At 34.6% G+C, this 17,029-nt stretch carries 12 protein-coding genes; 10 read left to right on the top strand and 2 right to left on the bottom strand.

Going from position 1 to position 17,029, the window contains the following annotated elements:
• Window positions 1-2 precede the first annotated feature (2 nt).
• The 4 genes from BHE19_RS00340 to BHE19_RS00325 all read left to right on the top strand — a co-directional run bounded on the left by BHE19_RS00340 (window position 3) and on the right by BHE19_RS00325 (window position 4,616).
• Window positions 3-824, top strand: a complete 822-nt coding sequence (locus BHE19_RS00340; protein WP_070905509.1) for a helix-turn-helix domain-containing protein — start codon at window positions 3-5, stop codon at window positions 822-824.
• Window positions 825-906: 82 nt separating this feature from the next.
• On the top strand, window positions 907-1,497 hold the full coding sequence (locus tag BHE19_RS00335; RefSeq protein ID WP_070905508.1) for an NAD(P)H-dependent oxidoreductase: 591 nt from the start codon (window positions 907-909) through the stop codon (window positions 1,495-1,497).
• A 94-nt stretch (window positions 1,498-1,591) separates the two neighbouring features.
• Window positions 1,592-2,173, top strand: a complete 582-nt coding sequence (locus BHE19_RS00330) for a Crp/Fnr family transcriptional regulator (RefSeq protein WP_070905507.1) — start codon at window positions 1,592-1,594, stop codon at window positions 2,171-2,173.
• A gap of 67 nt (window positions 2,174-2,240) precedes the next feature.
• Complete coding sequence (locus tag BHE19_RS00325; RefSeq protein ID WP_070905506.1) at window positions 2,241-4,616, top strand: TonB-dependent receptor; 2,376 nt, start codon at window positions 2,241-2,243, stop codon at window positions 4,614-4,616.
• Between the two features lie 105 nt (window positions 4,617-4,721).
• On the opposite strand, the gene BHE19_RS00320 is transcribed toward BHE19_RS00325, so the two are convergent.
• Both BHE19_RS00320 and BHE19_RS00315 read right to left on the bottom strand, forming a co-directional pair.
• The gene (locus BHE19_RS00320; RefSeq protein ID WP_070905505.1) at window positions 4,722-5,732 is read right to left on the bottom strand and encodes an OmpA family protein; all 1,011 of its coding nucleotides are present in this window, start codon (window positions 5,730-5,732) and stop codon (window positions 4,722-4,724) included.
• Window positions 5,733-5,929: 197 nt separating this feature from the next.
• A complete protein-coding gene (locus BHE19_RS00315; protein WP_070905504.1) occupies window positions 5,930-6,586 on the bottom strand; it encodes a ribonuclease HII in 657 nt (218 codons plus the stop codon).
• 385 nt (window positions 6,587-6,971) lie between these two features.
• Between BHE19_RS00315 and BHE19_RS00310 the strand changes: the two genes are divergently transcribed.
• From BHE19_RS00310 to BHE19_RS00285, 6 genes are all read left to right on the top strand, one after another.
• Entirely contained in the window at window positions 6,972-10,073 is a 3,102-nt protein-coding gene (locus tag BHE19_RS00310; protein ID WP_070905503.1) for a SusC/RagA family TonB-linked outer membrane protein, read from the top strand.
• A gap of 10 nt (window positions 10,074-10,083) precedes the next feature.
• The gene (locus BHE19_RS00305; protein WP_070905502.1) at window positions 10,084-11,670 is read left to right on the top strand and encodes a RagB/SusD family nutrient uptake outer membrane protein; all 1,587 of its coding nucleotides are present in this window, start codon (window positions 10,084-10,086) and stop codon (window positions 11,668-11,670) included.
• A gap of 183 nt (window positions 11,671-11,853) precedes the next feature.
• Window positions 11,854-13,824, top strand: coding sequence for a putative porin (locus tag BHE19_RS00300; protein WP_070905501.1), 1,971 nt, complete (start codon window positions 11,854-11,856; stop codon window positions 13,822-13,824).
• Between the two features lie 49 nt (window positions 13,825-13,873).
• A complete protein-coding gene (locus BHE19_RS00295) occupies window positions 13,874-15,235 on the top strand; it encodes a pyridoxal-phosphate dependent enzyme (RefSeq protein WP_070905500.1) in 1,362 nt (453 codons plus the stop codon).
• A 190-nt stretch (window positions 15,236-15,425) separates the two neighbouring features.
• A complete protein-coding gene (locus BHE19_RS00290; protein ID WP_070905499.1) occupies window positions 15,426-16,694 on the top strand; it encodes a DUF2851 family protein in 1,269 nt (422 codons plus the stop codon).
• Window positions 16,695-16,778: 84 nt separating this feature from the next.
• Window positions 16,779-17,006 (top strand): PspC family transcriptional regulator, encoded by a 228-nt coding sequence (locus tag BHE19_RS00285; RefSeq protein ID WP_026985787.1) that lies wholly within the window; start codon window positions 16,779-16,781, stop codon window positions 17,004-17,006.
• Window positions 17,007-17,029: the final 23 nt, after the last annotated feature.

The raw sequence follows: 17,029 nt of genomic DNA, 5'->3' as shown, positions 1-17,029 counted from the left end.
GTATGATACATGCTGAAGAAAATAACAATTATAGAATTGCTGTTCCTTCAGCATTCGATACTGTTTTTTCACATTTTTATTTTGCAGAGAATAAAGGCAATATTCCTGTAACGAAAACATTATTGCCTACTTTTCAGACCATTCTGGTTTTTATTTTTGGAGAAGGAGCTTCTTTAAAATCACAGCAAAATACAACTCTTGAAGTGCAGAAATGTGTTGTTTTAGGACCAATAAAACAAGCTTTTGAATACACTTTAAATCCTGATTCGGAGATTTTAGTTGCCAATTTTAAAGAAGATGCATTTTATAGATTTTTTGGGAATGCACTTCTTACTCATTCTTTACCTGTTGATCCCGATACTTTGATTGCCGAAAATTGTTTTTCCCTTTTATGGGAAGAACTTAACGAGCTCTCTGATCCAAACGAACGTGTTGACCATATTTTAGAATTTTGCAAACCTTATTTGCGAGAACAACATGCCATGACTTCTCTTTTAACCGATTTTAGAGAAAAAAACATAGATCCCATAAAAGCAGTCGCATCAGAAACAAATCAATCAGAGCGAAATGTTCAGTTGAATCAAAAGAAGTTTTTTGGCTATACAATTAAAGAAATTAGTCGATACGATCGTTTTTTAAAAGCCGTTGAAGTAATTCAGAAAGATATTTTACGGGATTCCAAAACAGACTGGCTTGCTGTTGTAGAGCAATGCGGTTATTACGATCAGAGTCAGTTGATACATGATTTTAAACATTACATGAATATTTCTCCAACCCAATTTTTGAAATTTCAGAGCGATATTTGTAGTTTAAAGAAGTTTTAGAAGTCTGCTTTTCGTTTTCTTACAATTGTGATGAGGCCCTTGGATTTACATTTGTCATGTTCAATCTTAAAAAACAGAAAACATGAAAAATTTAATCGTTTACGCACATCCAAACACAGGAAGTTTAAATCACTTTTTCAAACAAATTATCACGGAAAATCTTGAAAAATCAGGGCAGGAAGTTATCGTGAGAGATTTAAACGCAATCAACTTTAATCCCGTTTTATCTTTGGCAGATATGAAGGGTCAGAGAGTAGGGGAAATTGCCGGGGAGGTTAAGATCGAACAGGATTTTATCGCATGGGCTGATCGCATTGTTTTTATATACCCAATTTGGTGGACAGGAATGCCCGCGATTATGAAAGGTTATATTGACCGTGTTTTTAGTTATGGATTTGCTTATCGATACGATCAGGGAATTCAGAAAGGTTTATTGACAGGAAAAAAGGCAATCATAATCAATTCGCACGGGAAATCAAATGCAGAATACGAATCAATAGGAATGGATAAAGCATTAGCGCTAACGTCAGATATCGGAATTTTTAATTATTGCGGACTGGAGATTCAGAAGCATTTTTATTTTGATAAAGCAGACAGAGTTTCTGACGAGAATGTTTCCGGATGGAGCAATCAGATTAAAGAAGTGTTTCAGGAAAAGGTTTTATGTGTCTAATTTGTTATATTTCTGTTTTATAGCTGTTTAAGGCAATTTTTTGGAATTGTTGAAGTTATTTATAAAACCACTTTTTTCTAAAAACTAACCAATCATGCAAAATGTAATAACAGACCTGTCGCGATTTATGCAATTTAATGAAGCGGAAAGTATGGCCTTTAAAAACATACTAAGGCTAAAGAAAATCAAAAAAAATGAGCACCTTTTAGTCGAAGGAGAGGTTTGTAATTTCGGAGTTTTTATTGCGGAAGGCTGTATTCGTTACTATTACTCGCTTGATGGAGTAGAGTCTACCGGAAACTTCTTCTTTGAAAATGACTGGTATTCTGATTTTGAGAGTTTTCTTTACGGAAAGCCTTCATTGCTCAATATAGAAGCTCTGGAAGATTGTGTGTTGTATCTGGCGTACAAACATGATTTTGAAAAACTGGTTGCTGAATACCCTGTATTCAATTCCTTTTTACGAATTATGATGGAAAGAACCATAAAAGGTCTAACCGGCAGAAATATGGCAATGTCTTTATTGTCGCATGAAGAACGTTATTTACGATTTTTAAAGTACTGTCCCAAAGTGGTGGAGAGGGTTTCGTTAAAATACATTGCCAGTTATCTGGGAATCCAACCCGAAAGTTTAAGCCGAATTCGAACCAGAATTACATTGAACAGTAAATCTTAACTCAAGTCAATTTTTAAGAAAATTCGGCTCTTTATTTTTGCTTTTATAACTGTAAAGCAAAATAAAAATGAAAAGAATATTCTTGATTATTATAAGTCTTTTTGGGTGGATTACCTATGCTCAAACGGGTACCGTAAAAGGAAAAATAATTGACAAACAATCTGAAAAACCAATTATCGGAGTTGCGATAGTATTAATTGGCGATGAGAAAAAAAATGCCATTTCAGATGCCGAAGGTAGTTTTAAATTAACCAATATTCCGGTTGGCCGACAGAGTTTGAGTTTTAGCTTTGAGGGTTATGAAAATACTTCTGTTTCGGACCTGGATGTTACTACGGGAAAAGACAATCTGCTGACGGTTTCGATGATGGAGAAGTTTAATACACTGGATGAAATTGTAGTGACTTCGGGTTTAAGTAAAGCCAAACCCATTAATAAAATGGCGTTGGTATCCACTAAACAATTCACGACAGAAGAAGTCAATCGGTATGCAGGAGGAAGGAGCGATGTGGCACGTTTGGTTTCTAATTTTGCGGGAGTTTCTACCGGAGATGACAGTCGAAACGATATTGTGGTACGTGGAAATTCACCATCGGGAATGTTGTGGAGAATAGAAGGAATGCCGGTTCCGAGTCCCAATCATTTTTCGACATTGGGAACGACTGGAGGCCCGATTTCGGCTCTGAATCCAAATCTTCTGGCTAATTCTGACTTTTTAACATCTGCTTTTCCGGCGGAGTATGGAAATGCAATTGGAGGTGTTTTTGATCTGAGTTTCCGAAAAGGAAATCCCGATGATTATGAGTATATGATTAGTGCCGGAGCTTATCCGGGTGTCGAATTTATGGCCGAAGGTCCGCTTGGCAAAAAAGGAGGTTCCTTTGTAGCATCGGCAAGATACGGTTTTGTTGGGGTTTTAGGTTTAGCGGGTACAGATGCACAGCCTAATTACAGAGACATTAGTTTTAATGTAGATTTAGGAAAAAGTAAAATGGGTAATTTCTCGCTTTTTGGAATCTACGGAACATCGGATATCGATTTTTTAGGAGATAAAATTGATAAGGAAGATCCTTTTGCTGCACAGGATGAGGATGCCTATGTTAAATCGGGATTTGCTTCTTTTGGATTAAAACATAATTTGGAAATTGGAACAAAATCATATTTGAAAACAATTGTCGGTTTTTCAAATTCGAGCAACTCTTATGAGAATTTCCGCTATTATAATTTCAGTACGCCCGCAGTAAATCGTTTGCCTTTTACGGATATTAGTAACAATGAAAACAGAGTTACTTTCTCGACTTTGTTCAATTCTAAAATCAATAAAAAAACAACTTTCAGAGCAGGTTTACTTTTTGAGAATTATACGCTCGATGCTAAAATGGCTACCCGTGACAGGCAACAGGACAATAACGGAGATGGTTATCCTGACTTTGTACAGCTCATAAATAATAATGGGAATTACAATATTATTCAGCCCTTTGCTCAGGGACAATTTCGTCTGACCGAAAAACTAACATTTAATGCGGGGATACACGGACAGTATTTTTCGATAAACAAAGAGTTTGCTTTCGAGCCCAGAGCCGCTTTGGCTTATGCGGTAAATCAAAGGAATACCATTAGTTTTGGTTATGGATTGCATCATCAAAGCGTTGCGGCTCCAATATTATTTCTGAATGAATGGGTAAATGGAAATCAGATTCAGACTAATAAGAATCTCGATTTAGTTCAAAGTCAGCATTATGTTTTGGGTTATGATGTACGATTGGCCAGAAAGTGGAGAGGGAAAGTAGAAATTTACTATCAGGATATTAGTAAGGCAGGGGTTCAGTCCTTTCCAAGCAGTTATTCTACCTTAACAGAAGGTGCTGATTTTGGTTATTCAATTGATAAAACGTCTTTAGTAAGTAAGGGAAGCGGATACAATCAGGGGATTGAATTTACAGTTGAAAAATTCTTTAGTGAAGGATATTATGCTTTGTTTACTACTTCGCTTTTTGAAAGTAAGTATAAAGGGAGCGACGGTGTAGAACGTAATTCACCTTTTAATAATGGATATGTCATCAATCTGTTAGGGGGGAAAGAATTTAGAATAGGAAAAGCAAAGAAAAATGTCTTTTCTATTGATACCAAATTTACAACTGCGGGAGGGCGTTATTACACGCCGGTTGATTTGGCTGCTTCCAACAATGCGGGTTATGAGATTAGGGATGATGCGAATGCCTTTAGCAAACAGTATGATCCTTATTTAAGGTTGGATGTAAAGTTTGGAATTAAATTTAACAGTAAAACAAAAAAGAGGTTTCATCAGTTTTATATCGATTTCCAAAATGTAACCAACCATACCAATATCTTTACGAAGGAGTATAATCGTTTAACGAATAGTGTAAATCAGAAGGATCAGATTGGATTCTCTCCTGATTTTGGATATAAATTTCAGTTTTAAAATTATTAAGAGTTTAGTTTACAGAACAAATGCAGACAAAAGAACATCTATTGTCTGCATTTTTCGTAGTTTAATATTCATCCCGGGTCTAATCGGGGATTTGTATTATAATTTTACAATTTCTACCCTGCGATTTTTTGCTTTATTTTCTTCGCTTGTATTCTCAACAATTGGTTTGTCAGAGCCCCAGCCTTTTGTTTGTAGCCTTGAGGTGTTTATTCCTTTAGAAGTTAGTGCCGCTTTTACAGCATTTGCTCTCTGTTCTGAAAGTTTTTTATTGTGGACTGCGTCGCCACTATTGTCTGTATGACCTTCAATAGCAATTTTAAGATTGGGATTAGCCGTTAGCAATTTCTGAATCTCATCAATTATAGGTGCAGATTCTGTTTTTATAGTAGCCTTATCGGTATCGAAATTAATATACAAAGCAATGTGTCCTTTAGTATCAAGTTCTTTTTTTATGGCATCCGCTTTGATAAGAGAGGCGGTAATCTTAAAAGGTTTTGTCTCCAAAACCATCCATCCCGCCGAAACGGCATCGTCATAAGGAGTAAGCTGAATCCAGATATTTCTGTCTGCACGTCGAATCAAATAGGTAGTGGTAATGGCATTTGCCATGAAACCGTAACCATTCATATATTTTACCCGATTGTTGTCTGGAATTGTATGTGAAGAATCTGCTGGAACTTTCATTTCAGAGATTTTTACTCCGTCCACACTTTTAATCAATTCATCTAAATTTCGTGCTACTTCGAGATCGCTATAAGATTTCCCCTCTTTTGCTTTAATTCTGGAATAGAAAATTTTTCCTTCCGGTTTTTCGAAATGATCTTTTACCCAAAAATAAGCAACGTCATAATCAGCAATAGTGTTCTTTGAAGTGTCTTCGTAATTGTCAGGCAGATTAAAATATGGGAATGCACCGAGGCTTTTGTCTGAAATCGGAATCGAATTGATATCAAATTTTTTAGTCGACGACGGTCCGGAATTGGTTTCGGTAGCTGGGGGCGTTACAAGAGAATCTGTGGTATCCGTCACATCATTCTGCTTTTTGTTGGAATTACAGGCTACGATTATGCATGTAATTAGAAGTAATGTTAAAGCTTTGATTTTCATTTGGTTAGTTTTTAGAGAATCAAAGATAACAAAGCAAAGAGATTTTAACAAAGAAAAAGACTCCGTTTAATCGATTTTTTTTTGAATGTAATGTTTTGAAAAAGTGATGGTTAATGTTGTTTCGGTTCTGTATTTTGTGACAGATTGTCTGCCTTACATTTTATATGAGAGCAATTGGTCTGTTGCTATTTTATTTTTTAGAAAAGCTCCAATTGAGTAGGAAGTAGTTTAAAAGACATTCGATGGTATTTTGTCGTGCCGTATTTTTTAATGGCTTCGCGGTGTTCTGTTGTGGGATAACCTTTGTTTTTTTTCCAATTATACATTGGGAACTCTTCATGAATTTGATCCATGTATTCATCGCGATACGTTTTAGCAAGAACCGAAGCTGCTGCAATACTTAAAAATTTAGCATCTCCTTTTATGATACTTTGATTAGGGATTGATTTTAGTAATTCGATTTCAGCTGTAGAAAATTGTTTTCCCACAGTATTCCTTAATCCTAGTTTTGCATTCAAGGATCGGTTTCCGTCAACAATAATAAATTCAGGTAGGGTGGTTAACTTTAAAACGCATTCCTGCATACCCTTCATCGAAGCATTCAGGATGTTTATTTCGTCAATTTCATCAGGCAGTAAATGTGTAACGGCAAAACTGATGGCCTGCTCTTCTATAATAGGTTTTAATAAGAATCGTGCTTTTTCAGACAATTGTTTACTGTCGGTTAAAATTTGGTTTTCAAAATTGGCAGGGAGAATTACGGCTGCTGCAGTTACCGGACCAGCCAGACATCCTCGGCCTGCTTCATCAGTTCCGGTTTCTAAAAGGTATCCTGAGAAGTTTTTTTGAAGCATTTTCTGAGTTTTTATATTCAAGGTCACAAATATTGTGATTTTTTTTAAGAGTGCTGAAAAACTTTTTTAAATAATAGCTTGGATTTGCGAAAAAGAAAATAAAAGATTCAATTTTTAAAGGGTCTGTAAAAGGGTCCGTTGTTTTTTAAGAGGCTTGCTTTTTCGCGGGTTCAAGTGTTAAAACTCTGTTAAGTGTTAAATTTACATAAATTGATGTTTTTAGCATAAATTAAGGAATATTGCTACTAAAAAGTATATAATCTAAATAAATTGTGATAGATCTTAGTAGATGTTTAGGAATTTAGGCTAAAAATAAGTTAAAAAATTTTGGTGTTTTAAGAAATAATTAAGATGTTTGCGCCATACTAATTCAAAATAAATTAAAATGAAATTAAAATTTAAATGGATTTTTACGCTTGTTGTGGCGTTGTCTATGCAGTTTTCTTTTGCTCAGGAGAGAACTGTTACTGGAAAAGTCTCTGATAAAACAGGGGTGATTCCGGGAGTAAATGTTCTTGTGAAAGGATCTAAAGTAAGTACTCAAACTGATTTTGACGGAAGTTATTCCATAAAGGCAAAGACAGGTGATGTTTTAGTTTATTCATATGTTGGTATGAATAACAAACAAGTAACTGTTGGTTCTTCAAATTCAGTAAATGTAGTGCTGGAGTCAGAAGCTCAATTAATGAATGAAGTTGTAGTCGTAGGTTACGGTGTACAAAAGAGAAAGGAAGTAACTGGTTCGATCTCTAAAATTGCCGGAAGTGAGATTTCTAATCTTGTAACTCCGAGTTTCGAGGGAGTATTAGCAGGTAGAGCAACTGGAGTTCAGGTTGTAACTAATTCTGGTATTATTGGGGTAGCTCCAAAAATCAGAATTAGAGGTATTGCTTCTATTTCAAGTGGAACTGATCCATTAATTGTTGTAGATGGTATGCCTATTCTTTCTGGAGATATTGGGGGTTCAGCTAATACAAATGGATTAGCGGATATTAATCCGGATGATATTGAATCTTTTGATATCTTAAAAGATGGTGCTGCGACTGCAATTTATGGTTCCAGAGCTGCAAATGGAGTTATTTTGATTACTACAAAAAGTGGTAAAAAAGGAAGTTTAAAAGTAACGTACTCAACTACTTTTGGTGTAGCTAGTGCTGCTAAAAAATACGATGTACTACAAACTCCTGATTTCTTAGTTATTGCTAACGAAAAAAGAACGAATAGAGGACAAGCTCCTTGGGCTGTTGGAAGTACTTATAATACAGACTGGCAAAGTGCAGTTTTAAGAAACGCTCCTCAAATGACTCATAATCTTTCTTTTAGTGGAGGTTCTGATAAAACTAAATACTACTTATCTCTTGGATATACAGATCAGGAAGGTATCAACTTGGCGAATGGTATGAAGAGATATTCTGTTAGAGCAAATATCGATCAGGATGTTAATAGATGGTTAAGTGTAGGTACAAATTTAAGTGTAACCAGAACAGAGTACAATGGTTTGAATACTAGTGCAAGTGGACTTTCTGGAAACATTTTCAACACAATCAGACAGTTACCTAACGTTCCAATTTATGATGCAGCTAATCCAACTGGATATAACATAACTTTACCATTATCTACTAACACAGTAGGAAAATGGGATAATACGGATCCAGTAGGAGATAACATTACTAATATCGTGTATGCTTTAGATCACAATAAATATTACTCTAAAGTAAACAGAACATTATTGAATGTTTTTGCAAATGCTAAAATTACTTCAGACTTAAGTTATAAACTTCAGGTAAGTGCCGATAATTCAATCACTGGTGGATTCCAATACTGGAACCCGGTTCATGGTGATGGTCGTTCAAGAAATGGTTATTTAATCAATGATAATACAGAGTATTTAAGATGGAACTGGCAAAATATCTTAAACTATAAAAAGACTTTTGCAGAAAATCATAATATTGGTGTTACTGCAGTAGCGGAGTATCAAAAACAAAGATATCAATACTTCTTTGGACAGGGAAGTGATATCATCAGTGATTTTTATGACAAAAACCTTGTTACTAACTCATATATAACTAAAGATTCAGGAGGATCTATTACTGAGAATGGTATTATGTCTTACTTAGGACGTTTCACTTATAACTATAAAGAAAAATACTTCCTTCAGGGATCGATCAGAAGAGACGGTATTTCTAAATTAGGTAAAGATAAAAGATGGACTAATTTCCCTGGAGTTTCTGCAGGTTGGACAGTTTCTAAAGAAGACTTCATGCAACCTATAAGTAATACACTTTCTGATTTTAAACTTAGAGCTTCTTATTCTAAAGTTGGAAATACTGAAATTGGAAATTACCCGTACATGGATTTAACAGCTCCGTCACCTTACGGTCCTACAAATGGTATTGGTTACTTTCAGTTTGGAAACCCAACACTTCAGTGGGAATCTAGTGAGAAAATCGATTTTGGTGCTGATTTAGGTTTGTTTAATAACAGATTGACAATTGGATTTGATTACTACAGAAATAATATTGACAAGTTAATTTTAGCCGTACCGGTTTCTCCTTCTTTGGGTATTCCTTTTAATACAACAAATAAGAATATTGGTAAATTGTACAATGAAGGATATGAGTTTGCTGTAAGCTTTAAAGCGATCAATAATGAGAATTTTAAATGGGATGTATCTTCTAATTTAACATTGTCTAAAAACGTTGTAACTGATTTAGTAGACGGTCAGGATATTATTGGAGGTACTTCTGGAGACACTAATATTGCTCCTAACTTAATTCTTAGAGAAGGAGAGTCTATGAACTCATTGTACGGATTTAGATATTGGGGAGTTAACAAAGCAAATGGTAACCCAGTTTACTACAAAGCTGATGGAAGTTTAGTACAAGGAAATTTACCAGGTTCTACTTACTCAGTTTTTGATCCAAGTAATCCTGCAGCAGCTGGTGCAGCGGCAACATTAGTAACGGCTGATAAAACTATTTTAGGAAACACGCTTCCTAAATATTACGGATCAGTTAGTTCAAGCATGAAATATAAAAATATTGATTTTGGTTTCATGTTCAGATTTAGTGGAGGAAATAAAATCTTTAACTCTACCAGAAGAGAATTAATGAATACAAACTTTAATAATAACGGAACAGAAATCTTAGGAAGATGGCAAAGTGTTGATAATCCTGGAGACGGATGGACGCCAAGATTATATGCTAGTTCTAACACTTCATCAAATCTTTCAGGAAGTGCTACTACTCGTTTCGTTGAAAAAGGTGATTTTATTTCCCTTGATAACATTAGTTTTGGATATACATTGCCAAAATTATTGTTAGACAAAATCAAAGTGGACAACTTTAGAATCTTTGTTCAGGCACAAAACATTTGGTTGATCTCTGATTATAAAGGTATTAACCCGGAGATGGAAACGTCAGGAGTTGATGTTAATGGTACTCCTCGTTCTAAAGTGATATCAGTGGGTCTTAATGTAAGTTTATAAAATAAAAAATATGAAAAATATAATAAAATCAATTTTACTAACTGTAGCGGTCTTAGGACTGAACTCATGCTCAGAAGATAAGATATTAGATCTTGTTCCTGTAAATAACGTTCCTACAGATGTTGCTTTTTCAACGCCTACTTATATTGAAACATATATGAATGGTGTTTACAATGCGGCTGCAATCGGTACTTATAACAGTGGAACTTCAAACGGTGGTAGAGGTTATGTTTGGGGTGCTGCTTTTGTGGAGCAAGGAGAATGTATGGGAGAAGATGTTGTAAACAATGCAACTTTTTATCAACTTACATATACTCAGACTTATGATCCTACATCAGCTAACAATGTGTATTACTGGGTTGATGGTTACAGACTAATCAATAGATGTAATTTAATGATTGAAGGTACAACTGAAGCTGTTGCGAAAGGTATCATTACAAAAGCAGTTGGTGATGATTATATCGGACAAGCTAAGTTTTTAAGAGCAATCACACATTTCGAATTGTTGAACTACTTTGCTAGACCTTATCACTTTACTGCTGGTGGTACTCATCCAGGTGTTCCTTACAGAGAAGTTGGTGTTAATACTCAGGCAGAAATAGATTCAGAAAATGCAAAGCCTAGAAATACAGTTGCTCAATGTTACGACAAAGTAATTGCAGATTTAAATGATGCTGAAAGCTTAATTGTATCAAATGGATTTAATAATGGTCTTAGAGTTGTAGCGAAAGCAACTAAATCTGCTGCTATTGCTTTCAAAACGAGAGTATATCTTCAAAAAAGAGACTGGGCGAATGTAATTACTGAAGGTGTTAAGCTTAATGGTTTGTATACTTTGACTGCTAAACCTAATGATGTATTTGTTCCAGCGAGTAACCTTTCTAATACAGAATCTATTTTCTCTATTCAGCATTCAGCTACTGCTAACCCAGGAGTTAATGCAGGATTAGCGAGTATTCTTAATGCTAGAGCTTTAGTAAATATTAGCCCGATTATTTGGAGAAATACTAAATGGTTAGCTGATGATAAAAGAAGAGAAGAGGGAGTTATGATTAAAACCGTAGCCGGAAGAAAATATACTAATAAATATTCAGATGTTACAAACTTAACTGATGCCGCTCCGGTTATCAGATATGCTGAGGTAGTATTGAATATGGCTGAGGCTCAGGCTCGTTTATCAAACACTACAGTAGCTCTTAATTTATTGAATTCTGTAAGAAACAGAGCGTTGGCTAATCCGGTAGCAACTCCGGCCAATCCAGTTGGACAGGCTTATACTGCTGCTTCTTTTGCTACACCTGCTGATTTGGTTGCTGGTATTCTTGTTGAAAGAAGAATCGAATTTTTAGTAGAAGGACGCAGATGGTCTGATATTCACAGATTACAAGGAGATCCAATATTAAGTGTTGCAATTAATGGTATCCCTGCGAAATTGGCTAATGCTGCACCTGCTGCTGCTTTATATACTTTAGGAACACCTTATCCAGGTCCTTATGGAGTTCCGGCTCTTCCTTATACAGATTATAAATTTATCTGGCCAATACCACAAATTGAAATGAATACAAACCCAGGTTTAGGACAAAATCCAGACTGGTAGGATTACGATAAATATTTTGATTTTTTTTGAAAGCCCCCGATCATTTTTTTGATTGGGGGTTTTTGTTTTAATAATTTGGTTTGAAAAAGAATCCAGATAACAATGATTTGTTTTTTTATACGTTTTTATCTTTTACCTTTGCTTGATAAATTTTATCCAAATAATTACCTATAAAACAATCAAATGAGAATATTCATTTTTCTATATCTTTTAGTTGTACCAACTTTATTATTTTCTCAGGAAAAAACGACTTCTAAAAATAGTTTAGACATGAATACTAAATATTCGAGTATAACGGATACGGTAAAAAAGAAAAAAGCTAAGATCGCTACCATAGATCAATATCAAATTATCACATTGGAACACGATACAACATATGTAGATACTTCGTTAACTTTAAAAAGTGCTTATAAACAAAATCACCTTAGAAAAGACGATTTCGGACTTTTGGCTTTCTCGAACATCGGACAAACATTTAATACATTACAATACAGTCTGACCAGTTTTTCTCCTTATCCTGAAATTGGTTTTAGTGGTAAACATTTTAATTACATGCAGGCCGATCAGATTAATTATTATTCGGCGGCTACTCCTTTAACAGAATTGTTCTTTAATACTACTATTAATAAAGGACAAAACGTCGACTCCTTTATTACCTTAAACACCTCAAAAAATCTTAATTTTTCTATAGCTTATAAAGGGTTGCGTTCAGAAGGAGATTATATCAATCAGCTGGTAAGTGCCGGAAATTTTAGGTTTACAACAAGTTATGCTACAACGGATAAAAGATATGCTATAAATGCACACTATACGTATCAGGATATTTCTAATCAAGAGAATGGCGGGATTACGACACCCACAGATTTTGAAAGTGATAATAAGGATTATAAAAACCGTCAGAGATTGCAAGTTTACCTTACAGATGCAAAATCCTTTTTAAAAGGAAGACGCCTGTTTTTTGATCATGCGTTCAGAGTAAATCCAAAAAACGGAAGCAATAATTTATATGTAACACATCAGTTTAATTACGAAAATAAACTTTTTGAATACACTCAGGCAACACTAGCTTCAAATATTGGCAATGGGACGGCGTTTCAACGCTTTGGAGATTCGTATGTTACAAGTGGTATTAACGATAAAACGAAATACGAAAGACTTTACAATAAGGCAGGACTTACTTACGAAAACTCCCTTTTAGGAAAATTTAATTTTTTTGTAGACGATTACCGATCCAATTACGAGTATGGAAGAATTATTATTAGGAAAGACAAAACAGTTGTACCGGATAATTTATTTGTACAAATTAATAATTTCGGAGGTCAGTACGAATACCAAAAAAATAAATGGAACGGTCGTTTTCTGTATTCTAGATCGATTACAAATCAGTCGCTTTCTAACTTAGATGCAAAACTAAGATACGATATGAATGATAAAATTCAGTTTGATTTCAGATATCGTAACATCAATAAATTACCAAACAACAACTTCAATTTATACCAAAGCAGTTACACAGAGTACAACTGGTCGAATAATTTTAAAAATGAAAAAATTAACTCGCTTAGTGCTAATGTGTCAACACCTTGGTTAAATGCAGAAGTTCAATATACCGTTTTAAACGATCATCTTTATTTTAGAGATAAATCTACTGATGCTCAGGCAGCTGCACATATTCAGATTATTGAGCCGGCTCAATATGGGAATGCGATTAACTATCTGGAAATTAAAGCAAGCCGTGAGTTTAAATTTGGCCGATTTGCTTTAGACAACACACTTTTATATCAAAAGGTTGGTCAGTCGGATTTGATTCTTAATGTACCTGATTTTGTGACCAGAAATACCTTCTATTATTCAGGTTACTTTTTTAAGAAAGCATTGTACATGCAATCCGGAGTTGTATTCAATTATTTTACAAAATATTACGGAAATGACTATAATCCGGTTGTAGGAGAGTTTTTTGTTCAGAATGATAAAAAGATTGGCGGTTATCCGTTATTCGATCTTTTTCTGAACGCCAGAATTCGTCAGACCCGCTTTTATTTTAAAGCAGAACACATAAACGCATTATTCTCAAAAAGCGATTATTATTCAGCACCTAATAATCCCTATCGTGATTTTGTAATCCGATTTGGTTTGGTTTGGAATTTCTTCCAATAAGATTAGGCGCTTCATAGATTAAAAACCAAATATTAAAATTCAAATAGAAATGGACTTTTCAAAAAACATTTTAGAAACAATAGGTAATACACCATTGGTAAAACTCAACAAAATTGTTGCTGAAATAGATGCACTGGTATTGGCAAAAGTCGAAACATTTAATCCCGGAAATTCTGTTAAAGACAGAATGGCTGTGAAAATGATTGAAGATGCAGAGGCAGATGGCCGATTAAAACCGGGAGGAACTATTATTGAAGGGACTTCAGGAAATACAGGAATGGGATTAGCACTTGTAGCGATCATTAAAGGCTACAAATTGATCTGTGTAATGTCTGACAAACAGTCGAAAGAAAAAATGGATATCTTACGTGCAGTAGGAGCTAAAGTGGTAGTTTGCCCTACCGATGTTGAGCCTACCGATCCACGTTCTTACTACTCGGTTTCAAAACGCCTGGCTAGTGAAACGCCAAATTCATGGTACGTAAATCAATACGATAACATGTCTAATGCATTGGCGCATTATGAGCAAACCGGACCGGAAATCTGGAAACAGACAGAGGGAAAGATTACTCATTTTGTAGTGGGAGTAGGAACAGGAGGAACTATTTCGGGAGTTGGGAAATATTTAAAAGAGCAAAATCCAAATATTAAGATCTGGGGAATTGATACCTATGGTTCTGTTTTTAAAAAATACCATGAAACCGGAATTTTCGACGAGAATGAAATCTATTCTTATATCACAGAAGGAATTGGGGAAGATATTTTACCTAAAAATGTCGACTTCTCTTTAATTGACGGATTCACCAAAGTAACTGACAAAGATGCGGCAGTTTACACCAGAAAAATTGCTTTGGAAGAAGCTATTTTTGTTGGGAATTCAGCAGGAGCCTGTATAAAAGGATTGTTACAGTTAAAAGAGCATTTCAAACCGGATGATGTTGTAGTAGTGTTATTTCATGACTCAGGAAGCCGTTATGTAGGTAAAATGTTTAATGACGACTGGATGCGCGAACGTGGTTTCCTGGAAGAAAATGTTACAAAAGCAGAAGACGTTATTAAAGATCATATCGATAAACAATTAATCGTCGTTCGTACTGAAGAATTAGTGTCTCATGCCATCGAACGTATGCGTAAGTATAAAATTTCACAAATTCCGGTGGTAGATATCAATGGATTTGTTGGATCTGTTGACGAAACGGATTTATTCAGAAGTTACGTTGCCGATAAAAACGTTGCCGAAAAACCAATTAAAGAAGTAATGGGGAAACCTTTTCCAATCGTAAAATTAGGAACTCCAATTGAAGAAGTTTCTAAGCTGTTTACAAAAGAAAATGATGCCGTTTTAGTAGATCTTGGAAACGGAAGCCATCATATTATTACAAAATATGATATCATTGGGTCAATAAAATAAGATCCTTTTTATACATTTTTAAATCCATAAATCTAGTTTTAAGCGACTGGATTTATGGATTTTTTGTATAAATGTAAATCAGTTTTGTTTGTATAGTATGGATTTTAAGTAAATGAAAGAATATTTTTTGTAAGAATATTAGTAAAATTCATTAATTTAGGACAATGTAATCATTGTATAAGCCTGAATTATGAAAGAAGATTTTCTTCATTACCTGTGGAGATTCAAAAAATTTGAAACTCTGGATCTTAGAACTACTCAGAATGAACCGCTCATCATTATTAAAACGGGTGATTATCTGGAACTTTCCGGGCCGGATTTCTTCAATGCTCAAATTATAATAGAAAATCAAAAATGGGCGGGTAATATCGAAATACATCTCAAGTCTTCAGATTGGTATGTACACGGTCACGAAAAAGATACCGCTTACGACAATGTAATTTTGCATGTGGTTTGGGAACACGATACAGAGATTTTTGGAAAGAATAATATCGAGATTCCGGTTTTGGTTTTAAAAGAGTATACTTCTAAAGAAATGATTACTAATTATAATGCTCTTATAGCACCCAAATCATGGATATTCTGCGAAAAAAGTATCACTGAAGTTGACGAGTTTGTTTTTAAAAACTGGCAGGAAAGACTATTTTTTGAGCGTTTAGAGCGTAAAGCAATATTTATTTATGATTTACTGGAGGAATATCAGCAGGACTGGGAAGAAGTCTTATTCTCATTGTTCGCAAGGAATTTTGGATTGAATACCAATGGAAATTCTTTTCTGCAAATGGCAAAATCCCTTCCGTTTTCAATTGTTCGAAAGGAAAGTTTTGAAGTTGAAAACCTGGAAGCATTGTTTTTCGGTACCATTGGGTTGTTAGACGCTGATAAAGAAGATGTGTATTTTACGAACTTAAAAATTAGGTATTATTATCTGTTGAACAAATACCAGTTAAAAAAGCGCCATATAGATCCAATTCAGTTTTATAAGCATCGTCCGGATAATTTTCCAACCATTCGGCTTTCACAACTTGCTAATTTATATCAAAAACAAAACCTGTTTTCAAAAATAATCGCTGCAAAATCAGTTGAGGAAGTACGTAAGCTGTTAATAGTATCTGCAAATCCATATTGGCAGAACCATTATCAGTTTGATAGAGAAAGTTCCAGAAAACCAAAGGCTTTATCTCGTGCATTTATCGACTTACTCATTATAAATACGATTATTCCGCTGCAGTTTGCCTATGCAGCTACAAGAGATGAATCAATTGCTGAAGAGTTAATTTCTTTTATGAATCAGGTAGCACCGGAGAGCAATGCGATTATTAGTAAATTTGAGCTCTTTGGAGTAAAGGCTGAAAATGCTTTTGAAACTCAGGCACTTTTAGAACTTAAAAAAGAATATTGCAATCAGAAAGCCTGTTTAAGATGTGCATTGGGCATTGAGCTGCTTAAGAATAATTAGAAAATTAGAAAACGAGACAATGTGATAATTTTGTATTTTTGTAGAAATAGACAAATCAAAAATCTACAATCTAAAATCAATAAAATGTCGGCTATTTTAAAACTTAAATTCTTTTTTGAAAAATATGGTTTTCACGTATCTTCAAGATTAGCTGATAAACTTGGAATGCGCGTGACAAGTGTGAGATTGTTTTTTATTTACATTTCATTTGTTACCGCCGGACTTGGATTCGGAATTTACCTTACTCTGGCTTTTTGGATTCGTTTAAAAGATCTGATTCGCGCCAAACGAACTTCGGTATTTGATTTATAAAAAAAGCTCCAAATTTTATTTGG

The sequence above is a fragment of the Flavobacterium tructae genome (genome assembly GCF_001853485.1).
GTDB lineage: Bacteria > Bacteroidota > Bacteroidia > Flavobacteriales > Flavobacteriaceae > Flavobacterium > Flavobacterium tructae.
This window is presented reverse-complemented; position numbering and strand designations above follow the sequence as displayed.